This is a genomic window from Paenibacillus ginsengarvi, from assembly GCF_003626695.1.
In the GTDB taxonomy this organism is placed as follows: domain Bacteria; phylum Bacillota; class Bacilli; order Paenibacillales; family NBRC-103111; genus Paenibacillus_AB; species Paenibacillus_AB ginsengarvi.
Map to the genome: position 1 here is coordinate 262327 of NZ_RBAH01000002.1, position 15383 is coordinate 277709.

12 protein-coding genes are annotated in these 15383 nt (G+C 53.1%); all 12 read left to right on the top strand.

Annotated elements, in window-relative coordinates; genetic code table 11:
- Positions 1-27: 27 nt before the first annotated feature.
- The 12 genes from D7M11_RS04320 (at position 28) to D7M11_RS04375 (ending at position 15374) form a co-directional block, all read left to right on the top strand.
- The gene (locus D7M11_RS04320) at positions 28-3414 is read left to right on the top strand and encodes an FIMAH domain-containing protein (protein WP_158606423.1); all 3387 of its coding nucleotides are present in this window, start codon (positions 28-30) and stop codon (positions 3412-3414) included.
- A gap of 45 nt (positions 3415-3459) precedes the next feature.
- Positions 3460-4734, top strand: a complete 1275-nt coding sequence (locus tag D7M11_RS04325) for a sialidase family protein (RefSeq protein WP_120745935.1) — start codon at positions 3460-3462, stop codon at positions 4732-4734.
- A gap of 330 nt (positions 4735-5064) precedes the next feature.
- Positions 5065-6420: a serine hydrolase domain-containing protein gene (locus D7M11_RS04330; protein ID WP_120745936.1), complete on the top strand. Its 1356-nt coding sequence runs from the start codon at positions 5065-5067 to the stop codon at positions 6418-6420.
- Positions 6421-6620: 200 nt separating this feature from the next.
- Entirely contained in the window at positions 6621-7064 is a 444-nt protein-coding gene (locus D7M11_RS04335; protein ID WP_120745937.1) for an SMI1/KNR4 family protein, read from the top strand.
- Between the two features lie 34 nt (positions 7065-7098).
- Entirely contained in the window at positions 7099-7836 is a 738-nt protein-coding gene (locus tag D7M11_RS04340) for a hypothetical protein (RefSeq protein ID WP_120745938.1), read from the top strand.
- Between the two features lie 175 nt (positions 7837-8011).
- On the top strand, positions 8012-8899 hold the full coding sequence (locus tag D7M11_RS04345) for a TIGR01777 family oxidoreductase (RefSeq protein WP_120745939.1): 888 nt from the start codon (positions 8012-8014) through the stop codon (positions 8897-8899).
- Between the two features lie 87 nt (positions 8900-8986).
- A complete protein-coding gene (locus tag D7M11_RS04350) occupies positions 8987-9472 on the top strand; it encodes a DinB family protein (protein WP_120745940.1) in 486 nt (161 codons plus the stop codon).
- Positions 9473-9864: 392 nt separating this feature from the next.
- Positions 9865-11211 carry an LLM class flavin-dependent oxidoreductase gene (locus D7M11_RS04355; RefSeq protein WP_120745941.1) on the top strand — a complete coding sequence of 449 codons (1347 nt, stop codon included), beginning with the start codon at positions 9865-9867 and terminating at the stop codon, positions 11209-11211.
- A 23-nt stretch (positions 11212-11234) separates the two neighbouring features.
- Positions 11235-11714: a DinB family protein gene (locus D7M11_RS04360; protein ID WP_120745942.1), complete on the top strand. Its 480-nt coding sequence runs from the start codon at positions 11235-11237 to the stop codon at positions 11712-11714.
- 158 nt (positions 11715-11872) lie between these two features.
- The gene (locus D7M11_RS04365) at positions 11873-13522 is read left to right on the top strand and encodes an ABC transporter substrate-binding protein (RefSeq protein ID WP_120745943.1); all 1650 of its coding nucleotides are present in this window, start codon (positions 11873-11875) and stop codon (positions 13520-13522) included.
- 13 nt (positions 13523-13535) lie between these two features.
- Positions 13536-14465 (top strand): ABC transporter permease, encoded by a 930-nt coding sequence (locus D7M11_RS04370; RefSeq protein WP_120745944.1) that lies wholly within the window; start codon positions 13536-13538, stop codon positions 14463-14465.
- A gap of 15 nt (positions 14466-14480) precedes the next feature.
- On the top strand, positions 14481-15374 hold the full coding sequence (locus D7M11_RS04375; protein ID WP_120745945.1) for an ABC transporter permease: 894 nt from the start codon (positions 14481-14483) through the stop codon (positions 15372-15374).
- Positions 15375-15383: the final 9 nt, after the last annotated feature.

Here is a 15383-nt window from a genome sequence, read left to right on the forward strand (position 1 = left end):
GAATCCCAATCGATGGAGGTGTTTGTGGTGAACCCCAAAAAGCTACCTCATACGCAGGGTCGATCATCATGGAGAAGGGTTCGTTTAGAAGCTTTTCAGATCAAGCGCCGAAACATGTTCCTTGTATGGCCGCTTGTCTTTTTTCTCTCGTTTTTTTCGTTGGAATGGAACGGTTTGACGCTGTCACCGCAAAAAGTCGCCGCCGCTGCGGTGGTAGTTCTCGATGATGATGCTTCTCAGTTGGCAGGATCGGGATGGTCGGTAACGAGTGCCAGCAGCGGAACTTACATCACCGATCATACCGGCACGTTGCCGAATCCTAACGGTGTGATGATGAAACCTGTCCCCGAAGGCCAATACTTGATCTACGGAGACGAAGTCGCTGCAGCTGCCAACAAGTACACGTTTATGACCAAAGTATTCCCGATAGGCGCAGGCCCGTGGCTGTTGGAATTTGATGCCCGGATCGATGATCTGATTGAAGTGAATGAGGCGCCGACATTAGGGATCATCAGAGGATTAAGCTTCGAAGTGAAGGCAGCGGGGAAGACGGTGAAGGTAACCCTCCAGCGAGACAAGGTGCTGGTGAAGTCCAGCAGCATTCTGGTTGCGGATTATGAGCATTTAATACCAGACGATGGACTGTTTCATCGGTGGGGGATTGCTTACGATGGCAGCGGAAAAATGTTGCTGTCCATTGACGAGATGAGGATCGTTTCCTTCAACATAGCTCCTCCTGTTTCAAGCGGTGCGGACTCGCTCAAAATCATCAATACTTCGATGAATAGCGTCTCCGGTCATAACGAGGTTTATCTGGATCATCTGAAGATGACGGTTGGAGAACTGCCGCAATGGGCGCAGGTCGAACCGCGAATTAAAGCGTTATCGGCGTCCCCCTATTCCGATTCGCAGGAAGTCGTGCTCGGAGGAGGGGTGGATGATATTCCTCCCAACTGGTTGTCCGGAGGCGAGCTGGAGATTCGGACGAAGTTGATCCAAGACGATCAAATCATTGCACAGATCAGCCAGATCCTTTCATCTACCCGTTTCCAGATTGCGCTTGCACCTGGGGGACAGTCGGGAATCATGACCGCTAAAGCGGAGTTGTATTATAAAAGTCGCAAAGTGAATGAATTAACAAGTGACTTCTATGTATATTCTTCGGTTCATAAGGTAAACCCCGGTGATGCATTGGTATCTGTACCGGGTAGTGTCTACATGTACGACGACATGATCTGGTTGGAAGACAGCCAAGGACTCAAGGCGCCGTATGCCGGCTGGAAGACGGGAAAATATCATGATTTGGGCAGCAATGAGGACGAATTGTGGATCGCAAACGAACCGGGCGCCCATTCGTTGGAACTGCCGCTGGAGCTCCAAGGACGGTATGCCGTCTATGTCGGTTATGTGGCCAAGGCCGGCGGGTTCCAGGTTTCTTATGGAGAGGAAGCAAGCGGACAGGTTGAAGGGATCTCGACAGTGACCGGAACCACTTACGGTCTCAAGGCAATCGAAGAGCAATTTTTATTTGCAGGTCAATTCGCTGGAGAGCGCATACGGATTACTCCGCTGCCGGGTCAGCAGGCTTTCATTACGTATTTTAAGCTTAGAAGCCTGACAGCGGAAGAGTTGACGTTGTATGATTCGCAGAGCGAAGGGGCCGCCGGCAAACGAACCATCTACAACAATGATGGATTCAGTAATTTCTTTCAGGGATTTTTCCCCACGACAAGCAAGCTGGAGGAAAAAGGGGTCGAGATTTACGCTGGCAAGGATGTCGGGCAGATTGACTGGCAGTTGCTCGCCACCTTTACTTTAAACCATAACAGTTTATATGCCGGGGTTCCATTTGCCGGCTCGGAAGCCTATGAGAGTCAGATGAGGGACGGGGATAAGCTGGCACGACAACAAATTACTGCCATCAACGCCAGCGGACGATCACCGTTGCAGATTGTAGCCGAGAAAGCCGACCAACTGGGCTTAAAGACGAATGCCTCCTTGCGAATGAACGCAGTCTATGATCCTGCAACAAACGGATACTTAAACGGTGCAGTTTATTACAATCAAATGCTCCCCTATCGCATCGCGGATAAGAATGGGACCGTGAATTTCAGGGTTGATTACGGGAATCTCGCCGTTCGGGAATATATGAAAAATGTCCTGCTGGAGGCTGCCGCCTTCCCTGGAGTAGATGGAATCAACCTCGATTTTGGCAGGTATCCGAATCTGTTCGGTTATAAGTCCGAACTAACGGATGCGTACCTGCTGCAATATGGAATCGAGCCGAAAAATGAAACATCGGCTGCCGGGCTGGAACGCTGGGATCGTTATAAAGCCGAGGTGATTACGCAGATGTTGCGCGAGCTCCAACAGGCTTTGCCGACGAAACAGATCACGGTACGTTTTCCTTACGACGGGTATAAACAATACGGGTTGGATATTGATGCCTGGATCGCCGAGGAAGTGGTTGATATGATCATCCCTACTACCCTCAGTCATGAACAATTTTTTGACATAACTCCTTTCGTGGAGGCTGTTGGCGATTCTGCCGTCCAATTGTACATCGGTACGACTCATTCCTTAAGCGGGCATGACTTGACGAAGGCGGAAGAAGATTTGATCAAGCAAGGTATTCCGGTTAACCGGGCGAGTACGGTAATGAGTGAGCTGCAATATCGTCTTAGAGCATACGATGCCTATCAGGCCGGAGCAGACGGCATTTACGTGTTCAACAACTGGAGCGGAAACAATAGTTTGAATAAGATCGGCGATAAGATCGACATTGAAAAATGGCATCATTTCGCTTATCCTGCCGATTTGGTCACGAATCTGATTGAAGCGGAAGCGCCTGTCCCCGGAGCCAACTCCAAGCCATTAACACGTAACTTGACGGTTGCTACCCTGTTAAATACAGCAGTCGGAGGGACGTTACGCGCTGTGGATGCCGATGGAGATGAGTTAACGTATAGTCTCGTAGCGAACGGTCAGAAAGGAACGGCGAGTGTGACGGATTCTGCCTATGGGACGTTTAGCTATTTGCCCAATTTGGGCCAGACGGGCCTGGATACCGTAACGTTTCGTGTTTATGACGGTCATGAATACTCGCTTCCAGCTACGATCACGGTAACGATTGAACCGGTCCATGTAAACGGGATGTTGTTGTCCGTAGGACACTTTGCGGCGGAGAACGAAATTCAGTCCAGTTTTGCCGTCAATCTGAAGTATCGGCTGGATCTGATTCAACTGCTCTTGAATCAAGGGGCTGAACAACAGGCGGTTGCTTACATGGAGGACTTTAACCGTTACATCAAAGATCCTTCCGTTCGCGCATTGAATCTGCTATCTACCACGGCTGCGCAGGTTCTTGAACAGCAGGCGAATGCATTCATTCTGGCACTGAACACGATACGATAAGCAACAATAAACTTAAACGGCGATGAGAGGAGCATGTGCACAACTATGAAGGTGAGAAAAGAGCTATATGCCGAATCCCCGGATAAAAAAACGACAGATCAGAGATCGCAGCGTTATGTAGACAGTACGGGACTTAGGAGAGTGGAACGCAGGAGCTTGCAGGGTGAATCGGATTGGAGCAATGCGGCATTCGAGCGATTCTCCGACGATAACGGACGAACCTGGGGGGAATGGCAGGATGTTTACAGCAGAAATGTTGAGGCGAAAGGTGAAGACGAACTCGCTACTTATAATGGGAAAGAGACATTTAATCCTCATTTCGGGCATTTTGTATCGGTTGACATGCGTAGGATTTTCTTTGATGGTCATCATACGGCGTATAAGCGGTTTTGGGGAAGCGGTGAAGTAAGCTTTGTCGACCACAGCTTGCTGTCGATAAGGAAAGAGGGAAGTGATGAGCGTACAACGGAATTGATCAAGTATGAGAAAGGCGCCGATTTTGATCCGGATAACTGGAGAGACCCGGCCTATACCGACAACAATCGGGCCTATCTGGGCTGCGGTGTCGATGTTCTGGATAACGGAGAAATTATATTTCCGATTGGCGCTTCCATGCACGCCTGCTTGCGTATTCGCGGCCTTGACGCAGCTGAGGTTTTCCCCTCTTGTTCCGAAATCATGCACGGCCTGATAGTTGTTCGCGGCATATTCAATGCATCTCGCGGGCGTTATGACCTTACGTTCTCCCGACCGATCGTGATCAGCGACTTACAATCTTCCAGAGGGGTAGATGAGCCGGCCGCCATTATGCTGCCGTCGGGCCGGATCTTGACGGTGTTCCGCGGGTCCAATGTGGAAAACAAAAATTGGAACACACGCATCGAACCTGGAACGCCTGCGCATAAGTGGTACTGTTATTCCGATGACGGGGGAAGAACGTTCACCGACCCTGTGCCGTGGCATTTTGACAATCGGGAGGTGTTCTACTCGGCAGCGACCATTTCCGCTTTTGTCAGGAGCATCAAAAACGACAAGATCTACTGGATCGGCAATATTTCCGATCATGCAACCTATGGCAACTTCCCTCGTCATCCGCTCATCATCGCTCAGGTAGACGACCGCGGTTTGCTGATGAAGAACACGCTTACAACGATAGATAAACGTGAAGAGGGGGATTCCGATAAGCTACAGCTATCCAACTTCAGCATCATACAGGATCGGGAGACTGGAGTGATCGAGGTTTATCTTGCAAAGCTTGGTCAGCGGGAAGGATATACATGGTGGGCCGACTGTTATCGATATTTTATCGATGTAGAATAAATAAGCCGGCCAGTAAGAGCATAACAGTCCAAAAATAACGTTTCATGTTTCGGTTTATTATAATGAGATACTTGTAAGGCAAGATACGCCTGATCGAACGGAACGGTCCGTTTCCTTCAGGTGTTTTTTGCGTTTTCCAAACACAAACTTGTCAAAATATTACAATAAATACCGGATCGTCCACTTCCATGTTATCGTTAAGAAGGTAAAATATGAAAGTCTGTAGAAGCACATAAAACGGTTGGAATCCGATGCCCTTAATTATAAGTGAGCCGTTGACGCTCTAGGGAGCAAAAAACAAAAAAGAATAATTATCGGGAGGATAGCGCTATGAAATTTTTCATTTCGTCCGAATGCTCCGACTCGTCTTTTAACATGCACGACCGAGAGACGTTGAGATCAAGGATGGACGAATATCTGCGAGCTTATGAGCAATTGGACTATTTCAGCGGATCTGTGCTGGTAGCCCACGATGGCGAGATTGTGTTAAACGAAGGCTATGGAATGGCTAACCGGGAGCACGAAGTCAAAAATACACGTGATACGATCTTCCGGTTGGGATCCGTAAGCAAATCCTTTACAGCTGCCGCAATCATTTTGCTGCACGAGCAAGGCGTCCTTAACACGGATCAACCTATTAGCCGGTATTTGGCCGATTTTCCGAATGGGGATACAATTACCATTCATCATCTGTTGACGCATACGTCCGGTCTTTCACATCCCGTGGGCTTGAATACGAAAGTGGCCATGAAGCTGGAGAATGTCATTCAGAAATTCCGCGATCAGCCGCTTGCCTTTTCTCCAGGAGATCAGTTCCAATACGGGAATTCCGGCTATATTTTACTGACCTATTTAATTGAGCAAGTCTCGGGGAAACCGTTCGAATCGTTTTTGCAGGATCATTTTTTTCATCCTCTTGGCATGTTTCATTCCGGTTACGATGTTCATAATCGCATACTGAAGCATAGGGCAGACGGTTACTCTGCGGCGGGCGATGAGGTCGTTCACGGAGAGTATGCGCATATGTCGACCCATGCCGGAGCAGCCGGACTGTATTCCTCTACCGGCGATTTGAGCTTATGGGACCAAGCCCTGCATTCCGAACTGCTGTTCCGCCGGCAAACCAGAGAGCGCATATTTACCCCGTTTCTGCAAAATTACGGATATGGTTGGTATATTGACCGGCAGTCTTTGGGCGGACGCTTAAGAACCCGAATCCATCACGGGGGATTGGGCAATCCCGGGTATGTCACCCGAATGACCAGATTTGCCGACGAACGGCTCTTAATTATTGTGTTAAGCAACTTCTTGTTGTCTCCTCTAGAAAAAATGAATCGGGACTTGGCCGGCATGATCTTCGGGGAAACGGAAGCTTTCCCGGACAAGCCAGAAATTCAGGCACAGGTGCAACCCATGCGTTACGAGGCGTTTGCCGGAATCTACGAAGCCTTTATACGGATTCACGTAACCGTGGAGCAAGAGCGTTTGTTCATCACCATATTCGGATTCAAACTGGAGCTTTTCTTCCAATCCGAAGCTGCGGAACAGATCGATTTTTATGCGAAAGCGGCCTATGTTCGTATTTCCTTCCGGAAAAAATTTTCCGGACAAATCGACGGGGCGACTATACACTGGCTCGGGGAAGAAGCCTATTACGCCAAAAGGCGAGATGGACATGATGACTGAGGTTTGATTCCGACTCGGCCAAATCCCCAGAATTCAGGTAAAAAGTCTGTGGATTCAGGACAAACGATCTTTATAATGGAACGTATGGTCCCGATCGATAGGGTTTCCTTACGGAAAGGAGGCGACAGTTTTGAAGCCTACACAAGACATCGAGTTGCTGGCGGAAGCGGCGAAGTAAGGGCAGGGAAGGAGGTCGAACTATGAACGAGGCGTTATTGGAGAGATTGAAAGCTTTCCTTCACCGGGAAGATCATAAAACACTGGTAGGCACACCGGCGAGCCAAGAGGAAATCGTCACGGCCCAGCAGCGGCTGAACGTCATCTTTCATGAGGATTACCTGCGCTTTATCCGAACGTTTGGAGGAGCCTATGCAGGTCTCGCTATACATGCTTTCTCCAATGGCTCCAGTCTTGGAAAAGAAACGGTTGTCGAGCTGACGCTGGAGTTTCGGGAGCAATTCAACGAACCTCCCTTTGAAGAGGTTTTACGGACCGGTTATGTCATCTCCATGGATGGATCCGGTGATCCGATTATTATCAATCCGGCAGGCCAAGTGGTCATCTGTTATCACGATACCGGAGAGATCAAGCCTTTAGCGGATTCATTCGAGGAGCTCATTGAGGATCATTTTTACGAATGGTGATTGCGTCATCGTTTAGGAAACGGAGGGAGTTTTCATGTATATCGTATCCCGGCAAATTCGGCTGTCCGAGGCCCAAAACCAAACGCTTGCAAACCAGGACGCGGCTATTTACCCACCAGGATACTTTCGGTTTCTGCGGCAATTCGGCCAAGGGACTTACAGAGGGTGGATGAACGTCCAATTGCCCGATCCGGAGGTGTTACAACCTTTTGCCGAATATGGGTTATGGGAATTTGACGACGACAGCCCGATTCAAGAGCAACAGATCGGTGAGTGTATCGCTATAGGGACGACGGTGGACGGCGACTTTTTGGCGGTACATCCCGGGACGGAGGGGCTGCTCTGGCTGCCTCGGCATGCGGAGTGCATAAAGGCGATTTCGCCGCAGGCACGGGAACGGGAGGACGATGGGACATACGCCTTGGTACTGGATGACCTATACCGCGAGGTGTACGGACGCAGCCAAGAGGAGGGCGTTTATTATGAACCGTGGACGGGCACCCGGAGCCATCTCTTTTTGCGTTTACCGCCAGGGCAGAATCAGCTTTCGCTGCCCGAACTGGCCGGAGCGTGTCAGGCGGATTTTCCGCCGGATTTCATCATCGAGACTCCCTATGCCTGCTTGCTGTTCTACCGGCAGCTGGGCGGCTATGTACGATTGAATTATGCCTATCAGCAGGAGGTTGCCGTCTTTTATGAACAGGATGCCCAACCGTTTATGTTCGTGATTAAGCAGTGGCTCTTGTCGAAAGGGTGCGCAACGATTTCATAGGACTTTACGGAAGAAAGGATAACCCGCTGCGTCTCCCGCTCGGCTGCTGATTAACATCCGTTTGCCCGTTTGAATCCCCAGGTAGGAGGGACCTACGAAATATAGAACTACTGCATGTTCCGAAAGGAGGCTATGATAAAGAAAACGCGGGGAGCGAGGGACGGGGGCAAACAGATTGAACAGAAAAGTTGTTTTGGCTGGCGGAACGGGCTTTATCGGAAACTATTTTAAGCGGAGCTTTGAAGCTCGCGGCTATGAAGTAAGGATTATTTCGAGGAAGCCAGGAAATATAGCTTGGAGCAATGTCCATGCGATCGCCGAAGCGCTGGAGGGTGCAGAGCTTTTGATGAATCTGGCAGGGAAGTCCGTGAACTGCAGGTATAATCCTTCGAATAAGGACGAAATTGTAAATTCCCGCACAGAGACCACCTTGCAACTTGGGAAAGCGCTGCTGTTATGCAACAATCCGCCCCCGCTTTGGATCAACTCCAGTACGGCAACCATTTATAGGCATGCGGAAGATCGGGCGATGACGGAGGAGCACGGGGAAATCGGTACGGGTTTTTCCGTCGAAGTAGCCAAAGCTTGGGAGAATGCGTTCTTCTCCTTCACACTTCCGAAAACGAGGCAAGCCGCCTTGCGAATAGCGATTGTTTTGGGAAAAGACGGCGGAGTCCTAAATCCGTTTAAGAACTTGGTTGCCTTCGGTCTTGGAGGTGCGCAAGGGCCGGGGAATCAGATGTTCAGCTGGATTCATGTGGAGGATTTGTTCAGGATCGTCTTGTTCATCATGGAGCATAAAGAGCTGGAAGGCATAATCAACTGCGCTTCCCCGCATCCGGTTACGAACCGTGAATTAATGAGTGAGATGCGATCGGTTTTGAACAAAAAATTCGGTCTGCCTTCCCCAAGATGGTTGCTGGAAATCGGCGCTTTAGTCATCCGGACCGAAACGGAGCTTCTTCTCAAAAGTCGTTGGGTCATTCCGGAAAGACTGCAGAGGCACGGCTTCGCTTTTCAATTTAGCCATATACAAGGAGCCATTCAAGACATTTGCAAGTAAGCAATTCCTAACTTAGCAATTCAAAAGAAACTCTCCTCTTCAGGTTGCCATATAATTGGGGATAAGCTGATCGAGGAGGAGATTGTTTTGAGTACAATACAGGATTTGTTGGAGGAACTGCGGCGGGAGACTCTTTCTACTCGCCGTGTTTTGGAACGCATTCCGGAAGCAAGTCTAACCTGGAGACCGCATGCCAAATCGATGTCCCTCGGGCAATTGGCCTTGCATACGGCAAGTTTGCCCGGCATGCTGAGCGTGCTGCTACATGCTCCGGCTCAAGAAGTGCCGACCGTTCCTCTCCCTGAGGCGGTATCCGTTTCCGAGATTCTCACGATGCTGGAGCAACAAGTAGCCGCAGCGGAGGAGATTGTTAGTTCATGGGACGAGGAAAGCCTGCGCGAGACCTTTAGATGGACTTTGCAAGGCGCAGTCTTGATCGAGACGCCGCGGTTCGAGCAGGTGCGTTCGGTACTGCTCAATCACTGGTATCACCATCGAGGACAGCTGACGGTTTATCTTCGGCTGCTGGATGTGCCGGTTCCAGGTATTTACGGTCCCAGTGCCGATGAGTGAAAAGCGAAAGGCCAAGAGAAGTTGTCTGGGAACAAACTTGAAGCAAAAAAATCGGTTGACCGTACAAAGTTACGGTGATATAGTGGAAAAATAAATTCATAGTAATTACATCGGATAAATAAGATAAAAATGGATTCGACCAGACTGCTGGAGAGACATTCCCTTATGAAAGGGGAGTGTCTTTATTTTTTTACCGATCGAAGTTCGGGGCTTCGCCGACATGTACAGCAGCTAACAGCCACGGCCGAAGCCGGACCTTCCTATAGAAGGATTCGATCGATGGATAGAACAAAGCGATATACACTTCTCGCTTCCGCTGGTGTACAGTATAGTCAATCTCTAATCCCGATAAAACCTATATGTATATTTGGTTTAAAAAAGGAGGAAATTTCATGGCAACACGTCAACTGAAGCTTGGAGCCAATTTGGCAGGTGTAGGCAACAGCATCTCCTTCTGGAGGCATCCCGATGTGCCGATCGACGCCAGCGTCAATCTGGACTGGTACAAGAAACATGCGCAGAAGGCGGAGGAGGGGAAGTTCGATTTGCTCTTTATCGCCGACGGCTTGTACATCAACGAAAAATCGAATCCGCATTTTCTGAACCGGTTCGAGCCGCTTACGCTGCTCTCCGCGTTGTCCGCCGTGACGACGAACATCGGACTGGTCGCCACGCTGTCCACATCGTACAGCGAGCCGTTTACGGTCGCCCGGCAATTCGCCTCAATCGACAAGCTGAGCGGCGGACGCGCCGGATGGAATGTCGTCACCTCGCCGTTAGAAGGCTCCGCGCTGAATTTCGGCAAAGGCGAGCATCCGCACCATGCGTTGCGCTACGAGATCGCGGAAGAGCACCTGAACGTCGTCAAAGGGCTGTGGGACTCGTGGGAGGACGACGCATTTATCGGCGACAAGGCGAACGGCGTCTTTTTTGATCCCGCCAAGCTGCATACTTTGCATCACAGGGGCGCCCATTTCTCTGTGCAAGGACCGCTTAATGTAGCCCGCTCGCGACAAGGCCATCCGGTCGTGTTCCAGGCCGGCTCCTCGGAGCCGGGCAAGGAGCTGGCGGCCCAATCGGCCGACGCGATCTATACGGCGCACGAGACGTTCGAGGAAGCAAGGGCGTTTTACCGGGACGTGAAGGCACGGGCAGCCGCATATGGAAGACGACCCGACGACGTGCTCATTTTCCCTGGCATCGGTCCGATCGTCGGCCGAACGGAGCGGGAGGCGGAGCGAAAGTACGAGGAAATAGCCGGACTGGTGGAGATCGGGCAGGCGCTTGACTATTTGGGGCGGTATTTTGAGCATTTCGATTTTTCCCGCTATCCGCTCGACGAGCCGTTCCCGGATATCGGCGAATTGGGCAGCAACAGCTTCCGCAGCACCACCGACAAGATCAAGCGAGAGGCGAAGGAGCTCGGCCTGACGCTGCGGCAGACGGCGCTGCGCGCTTCGACTCCCCGCTCGGCTTTCATCGGAACGCCAGAGCAGGTGGCCGACCGGATTCAGCAGTGGTTCGAGGGCGGCGCCGCGGACGGCTTTAACGTGCGGACCGTCGTGCCGGGCGGCTTGGACGATTTCGTCGATCTTGTCGTCCCCGTATTGCAGCGGCGCGGGCTGTTTCGCACGGAATACGAGAGCGATACGCTGCGCGGCAACTTGGGCCTGCCCGTTCCGCCGAACCGTTATGCGGCCGCCCGAGCCGAAGCCGCCGCAGGTCTGTCCCGCCCCTAATCGCTTGAGGAGGAAAAAAGACGATGAGTGAAATTGACATCGAAGCGTTTCTGGATACACACGGACAGCTCGTCCGGGCCGTAGCAGGCTTGACCAGAGAGGAACTGACATGGAAGATGTCGCCGCAATCGTGGAGCGTAACCGAAGTGCTGAACCATCTGGCCGATCACAGTATCGTCGTGTCCTTTCGTTTACGCGACGTGTTGGCCGGCACAACCGCGCGGCTTCCGAGCTTCGAGCAGGACGCCTGGGTGAGCGGGCAGCTGGCCAACGAAGCCGAGGTGGCGACTATTCTGGAAACGTTCGAACAGCTGCTCCGCTATAACGGCTTGCTCTTGAGGCGTCTGCCGGCAAGCGGCTTGGAGAAGAGCGGCGTGAACGCCAAAGGCGATACGGTACGCATCGCCGATATCGTGGAGAGCTTCACGAAGCATGTTTACCGGCATCTGGAGCAGATCGAGCGGGTACGCCGAGCGTACCGTGAAGCGCAGCCGGCTGTCTGAACAGATCGATAGAAACTTTCTATCCGAGTATAGAAGATGTCTGGAATCGGACCGATTGACGGTGCGATTGGGCGGTGATAAAGTAAGGACAATAATTCATATATTTCCAATAGGAATTATTTGATTTAAACGAACTACTCCAGGAGAGTGAATACCGAATGAAAACATTCAGATGGGTCAAATATTTGGCTATTGTGTCCGCAGCGTTTCTCGCGCTGGCGGCGTGCGGCGAAGCCAAGCCGGGTCCCGGAGCGGCTGCCGGGACGACGCCCGGCGCCGAGTCGAAGTCTGCGGCCTCACCCGGAGGCGAACTGTCGTTCGCGCTGGCGACGTCGCCGGATACGCTCGATCCGCATCGCAGCGGGCTGGCGGTAGCCGTCCGCGTCATTCGCACCATCTACGACAGTCTGGTCGTGCAGCTTCCGGACAATACGATCAAGCCGTGGCTTGCGACGGAATGGACGATCTCGCCGGACGGCAGAAGCTATACATTCAAGCTGCGCAAGGATGTGTTATTCCACGACGGTACGCCGTTCAACGCCGAAGCGGTCAAATACAGCTTCGACCGCATTCTCGATCCAGCGACGAAAGCGGCCAACGCTTCGGCGCTGCTGAAGCCGTACAAATCGTCGGAGGTGATCGACGACTTTACGATCAAGCTGAATTTGGAGACGCCGTCGGTAGCGTTCCTCGGCAATTTGAGCCAGGCGCTGCTCGGCATCGTATCTCCGACGGCCGCGAAAAAGTACGGCGATTTATTCGGCAAAAACCCGGTCGGCACCGGTCCGTTCCAATACGTGAAGTGGGACGACAATGCGGAGATCAAGGTCGAGCGTTATCCCGACTATGCCTGGGCGCCTGAGCTGGTGGACAACAAGGGCAAATCGTACCTGGATTCGATCGTGTTCAAGATCGTGCCGGAAGAGGCGACGCGCATCGGCAGCGTCCAGAGCGGTCAAGTAAGCGCAGCCGAAACCGTGCCGCCGCAAAACATCGTCTCGCTGAAAAACGACGCCAAGCTGCAGCTGCTGCAAGTCAATACGGGCGGCGTGCCTTACACGCTTTTCTTCAACCAGCAGCGTCCGCCGTGGAACAACGTCAAAGCCCGCCAGGCGGTGCAGTACGCCGTCGACATCGACTCCATCGTCAAAAGCTTGTATCTCGGTACGTATCCAAGAGCTTGGTCTCCGCTTTCCCCGACGACCTTCGGCTACGACCCGTCGCTGGAGAACGGCATCAAGCCCGATCTGGACAAAGCCAACCGGCTGCTTGACGAGTTAGGCTGGGCGAAAGGCGCAGACGGCGTGCGTGAGAAGGACGGCAAGAAGCTGACGCTGCACTATGTCGACGGCTCGCCGAACCGCGAGAAGCGCAACGATATAGCCGCCATTGTCCAGCAGCAGCTTAAGAAGGTCGGCATCGCCGTCGAGGTGGAGATTACGAAGGACACGGCCACCGTCGTTTATACGAATCAAGCTTACGACTTGTACGGCAACAGCCAGGTGAATTCCGACCCGGTTGCGCTGAACGCCTTCTACCATACGCCGGCCCCGAATGCGCGTCCGACGCTGTCCAAGCTGTCCGATCCGGAGATCGACAGTCTGCTGGAGCAAGGCGTTATCGAGACGGACACGGCCAAGCGCAAGGAAATTTACAAGAGGGTGCAGCACTACATTATCGACAACGCGGTCATTTTGCCGATTTACGTGTTCCCGTATACGGTGGCCGCTTCCAAAAGCGTGACCGGGATCAAGTTCGACCCGCTTGGCTATCCGCTGTTCAACGACGTCGCATTGACGAAAAAGTAAGGAGGCGGCGAAGATGACCAAGGCCGTTACGATTCGATTGCTCAGTTCCCTCGGCGTCATTGCGGGCTCCTCCATCCTGGTATTCTGCGTGCTGTACGTGCTGCCCGGCGATGTCGTGATGAATATGGTCGATCCAAGCGCGATGAGCCCGGAGGCGCTTGCCAATCTGCGGCATCAGCTTGGCGTCGACCGCCCCTTTTACGAGCAGTTTGTGAGCTATTTTCTCAACGTGCTGCGCGGCGATTTCGGACATTCGCTGATCAATTCCGAGCCGGTGCTGCCCAAAATCATGACCCATTTCCCGGCTACGCTGGCGCTAACGGCGGCCTCCGCCGTGATCGCCGTTGCAGCCGGCGTGCTGCTCGGCGTCCTCTCCGCGATTCACCGGAACAAGGCGATCGATCTGATCGCGAGAGTGGTCGGATTGTTCGGCATCTCGATGCCGACCTTCTGGTCGGGCATTCTGCTTATTCTGGTGTTCTCCGTTTCGCTCGGCTGGCTGCCGGCGATGGGCTCGGATCGTTTTGCGGCGCTCGTGCTGCCCTCGCTGACACTCGGCTTGCTCGGGGCCGGTTTTATCGTCCGCATGGTGCGCAATTCCATGCTTGAGGTGCTCGGCGAGCCGTTTATTACAACGCTGCGGGCCAAAGGGTTGACGGAGCGCACGGTTTTGTACCGGCACGCGCTGCGTAATGCGCTTATTCCGGCGGTGACGATGATCGGCCTGCTCGTCGGAGAAATGCTGGCGGGGGCGGTTGTGATCGAAACGGTATTTTCGCGGCAAGGCATCGGGCGCATCATCTCCGACGCGCTCATGACCAAGGACCTCCCGGTCGTACAGGGAGTCGTCCTGTTCACGGCCATCGTTTATGTCGTCGTCAACGCGTTGGTGGACATTTCGTATTCCTATATCGATCCGCGGGTCAGGCGCCTGCAAAGCTAGGAGGAGAACCATTCGATGAGAGAAGCAGCAACCGTCAAACCGTTATGGCGAACGAGGAGCACCGCTAAGGCTAACCGGCGTGCGGCGCCGCGAATCGCCTGGTCCAGGGCGCTGGCCTTCACGGCCGGACTGGTCGTTTTGTTCCTTATCTTATGTGCGGTCGCGCCGCAGTGGATCGCTCCATATTCGCCCACCGACATGCAGGCTGACCGGATCTTGCTTGCGCCCGGCGCAGCCCACTGGCTCGGCACCGATTATTTCGGGCGGGACATCTACAGCGTAATCGTCTTCGGCGCGCGCGAATCGCTGTTCATCGGCTTCGCCTCGGTCGTCGTCGGCGGTCTGTCGGGAGCGCTGATCGGCGCCTTGGCCGGCTATGTCGGCAAATGGACGGATACGGTGTTGATGCGAGCCGTCGACATCGTCATGACGATTCCGGGCGTGCTGCTTGCGCTTGCCGTTGCCGCTGCGCTCGGTCCCGGTCTGTGGAACATCATATTGGCCGTCGCCATCGCCTCGGCCCCGAATTACGCCCGAATTATGCGAGGTCAAATTCTCAGCATCAAAAACCGCCCGTTCATAATGGCGTCGCGCTCCATCGGAGCGACCGAACTGTCGCTCTTCGTCCGGCATGTGCTGCCCAACTCGCTGTCGCCGCTGCTCGTTATGGCGTGCATCGGCGTAGGAACGGCGATATTGACCGGGTCCGGGCTCAGCTTCCTGGGTCTCGGCGTGCTGAAGGAGGTGCCGGACTGGGGGGCGCTTCTATCCCAAGGCCGGGGGTATTTGACCGTCGCCTGGTGGATTTGCACATTCCCGGGACTGGCGATAACGTTATTCGTTCTGTCGGTCAACATCATCGGCGACGAGCTGCGCGACAAGCTCGATCCGAAGAAACGGCGCGCTTAGGCCGCGTAC

Bases quoted from the DNA above. Each gene is read 5' to 3' on its own strand.
- D7M11_RS04325 (WP_120745935.1), top strand. From the start codon at position 3,460: ATGAAGGTGAGAAAAGAGCTATATGCCGAATCCCCGGATAAAAAAACG.
- D7M11_RS04330 (WP_120745936.1), top strand. From the start codon at position 5,065: ATGAAATTTTTCATTTCGTCCGAATGCTCCGACTCGTCTTTTAACATG.
- D7M11_RS04335 (WP_120745937.1), top strand. From the start codon at position 6,621: ATGAACGAGGCGTTATTGGAGAGATTGAAAGCTTTCCTTCACCGGGAA.
- D7M11_RS04340 (WP_120745938.1), top strand. From the start codon at position 7,099: ATGTATATCGTATCCCGGCAAATTCGGCTGTCCGAGGCCCAAAACCAA.
- D7M11_RS04355 (WP_120745941.1), top strand. From the start codon at position 9,865: ATGGCAACACGTCAACTGAAGCTTGGAGCCAATTTGGCAGGTGTAGGC.
- D7M11_RS04360 (WP_120745942.1), top strand. From the start codon at position 11,235: ATGAGTGAAATTGACATCGAAGCGTTTCTGGATACACACGGACAGCTC.
- D7M11_RS04365 (WP_120745943.1), top strand. From the start codon at position 11,873: ATGAAAACATTCAGATGGGTCAAATATTTGGCTATTGTGTCCGCAGCG.
- D7M11_RS04370 (WP_120745944.1), top strand. From the start codon at position 13,536: ATGACCAAGGCCGTTACGATTCGATTGCTCAGTTCCCTCGGCGTCATT.
- D7M11_RS04375 (WP_120745945.1), top strand. From the start codon at position 14,481: ATGAGAGAAGCAGCAACCGTCAAACCGTTATGGCGAACGAGGAGCACC.